Origin of the sequence: Cellulosilyticum ruminicola JCM 14822 (genome assembly GCF_001311925.1) — a bacterium.
GTDB classification, from domain to species: domain Bacteria; phylum Bacillota; class Clostridia; order Lachnospirales; family Cellulosilyticaceae; genus Cellulosilyticum; species Cellulosilyticum ruminicola.
Map to the genome: position 1 here is coordinate 1 of NZ_BBCG01000141.1, position 2215 is coordinate 2215.

Below are 2215 nucleotides of genomic sequence, written 5' to 3' on the forward strand. Positions count from 1 at the left end.
TGCTATTTAGAAGAAGGAATAAAAACGAAACAATCTATAGAACACGTGATAAAGATGCTATAACTAAGTTAGAATGGCTGTTAGGACATTCCATCATTTTAGAAGAGACATGTTAAAAATATGATACTCAGATTCTAGAATGTGAAGCGTTTAAACTATTAAAGCGTCTCCTAGAAGAACAAGTAGAAGTAAATGAAGAAGGTAAAACTGTTCCAAAGGATGGGAAGCGCTTTCATTCTAAAATACTTCAAAATCCAAGTGATTCAGATGCAACTTATAGAGAGAAATATAGTGGAAATGTAGGATATGTTGCAAATCATAATCAATGTCCTAGAAAAAAAGAGAAAAAAGGTTATAGTGTAAAGTTTAGTAATAAAAGTTATAGCAATAGTAAGATTCGAGAAATAATGCAAACAAAAGAATATATTAAGCTTACCAATAAAAGAACTGGTGTAGAAGGTATTCCTTCAGTTATTCGAAGAAAATATCAAGTAGATGCCATGCCAGTTCGTGGCCTTTTGCGCTTAAAAATAGTGTTTGGCTTTAAAATTGGAGCATATAACTTCAATAAACTGATAAGATACCTTAAGAAAAAAAGTATCTTATCTTCGGATACAATTTTAAGTATAGCGATATATACATTTATTGGTAAAAAATTAAGTGCAATAGAGGATGTAAATAAATGTAACTATAATAAGACTTCAAAAACGTTAGTTTTTGGGAGCTAATCTTTATATACGTCGGATTATTTACCGCTTACCGAGAGAATATTACATATATAGGGGGAAAAGAAGAAAAATGAAGAATTGCATAAAAATTCAAATAAAATAGTGGGGTAGGTGTATAAAAGGAAGATTAATGATAAAGTAATAAGGAATAATTAAATGTAGATTTATAAAGAGGTGGATTATGGAAAAGGTATCAGTCATTATAGTTGCAGGTGGTAGTGGTAAACGTATGGGTATGTCTATCAAAAAACAATATATTCTATTAGAAGAAAAAGAAGTTCTTGCACATACTATAGAAGCATTTGAGGCTTGTACATTTATCGATGAGATTATTGTTGTAGTTAGTGAGGAAGAAATAGAAGCTACGAAAGTAAATATTATTAATAAATATGGATACACTAAGATAAAGCAAGTTGTAGCTGGCGGAAAAGAACGTCAAGATTCTGTTTATAATGGACTTATAAATACAGCTCAAGATTCTAAATATGTAATGATTCATGATGGGGCAAGACCATTTATCGAAAGGGATACGATAAGTAAGGTTTTAGAGGCAGTAAAGCAAAATAAAGCATGTGTTGTGGCAGTTCCGGTAAAGGATACTATTAAAGTTGTAAATAATGAATCTAAGGAAATAAAGCATACACCTAAAAGGGAAACTCTTTGGAGCGTACAAACACCTCAATGTTTTGAGAAAGACATGTTACTAGCAGCATATGATTTTGCACATGAAAAGAAATTAGCTGTGACAGATGATAGTATGCTTATAGAAGCTTATGGCAAGAAAGTGTATATCGTAGAGGGTGCGTATACTAATATTAAGATTACTACTAAAGATGATCTTATTTTAGGTAAGGCTATATTAGAAGCAAGTAGATTAGAAGAGAATAATTAATATATAGGAATAATAGCATTAAACACATTGTATAAGCGATAAGAGTGTTTTTAGAATAAAGAAGTAACTAGTTTCAATGATATAAATTGTATGATAAGTATAGTTACTTCTTTAAAATAGAAACAAGCTAAAGCACATCAAATAAGTATATTAAACGGGTATATAGTAAAGGTTAAAAAAATGAAATAAAATATAAAAAAGTGTTGACGTATGACAAATGCTATGATATATTAATTAAGCACTAATGAGTGGAGTAACAACTAAAATTCTTGAAAAATAAGTTTTAATTTAAAAAGTTATTGACAATGAGAAAAAAATAGTGTAAAATACATAAAGTCAGTTGACGAAATGTATTGATAAATATGCAGAGATGGTCGAGTTGGTTTAAGGCACCGGTCTTGAAAACCGGCGAGGGTAACACCTCCCTGGGTTCGAATCCCAGTCTCTGCGTTAATCTGAAGAGAAAAAAGCGGATAATCACCTGGAGAAGTACCCAAGTGGTTGAAGGGGCTCCCCTGGAAAGGGAGTAGGTCGTTAGTAACGGCGCGAGGGTTCAAATCCCTCTTTCTCCGCCATTATTCTCAGAAGATTGTAT

At 31.5% G+C, this 2215-nt stretch carries 2 protein-coding genes and 2 tRNA genes; all 4 read left to right on the forward strand.

Annotated features, from left to right (window positions below):
- Positions 1-242 precede the first annotated feature (242 nt).
- The 4 genes from JCM14822_RS19785 to JCM14822_RS18420 all read left to right on the forward strand — a co-directional run bounded on the left by JCM14822_RS19785 (position 243) and on the right by JCM14822_RS18420 (position 2195).
- Positions 243-728, forward strand: coding sequence for a transposase (locus JCM14822_RS19785; RefSeq protein ID WP_242861571.1), 486 nt, complete (start codon positions 243-245; stop codon positions 726-728).
- 181 nt (positions 729-909) lie between these two features.
- Positions 910-1620: a 2-C-methyl-D-erythritol 4-phosphate cytidylyltransferase gene (gene ispD / locus JCM14822_RS18410; protein WP_054744086.1), complete on the forward strand. Its 711-nt coding sequence runs from the start codon at positions 910-912 to the stop codon at positions 1618-1620.
- 364 nt (positions 1621-1984) lie between these two features.
- Positions 1985-2070 (forward strand) — tRNA-Ser (locus JCM14822_RS18415).
- Between the two features lie 33 nt (positions 2071-2103).
- A tRNA-Ser gene (locus JCM14822_RS18420) sits at positions 2104-2195 on the forward strand.
- Positions 2196-2215: the final 20 nt, after the last annotated feature.

Coding starts and splice junctions, on each gene's coding strand:
- ispD (WP_054744086.1), top strand. CDS start 910: ATGGAAAAGGTATCAGTCATTATAGTTGCAGGTGGTAGTGGTAAACGT.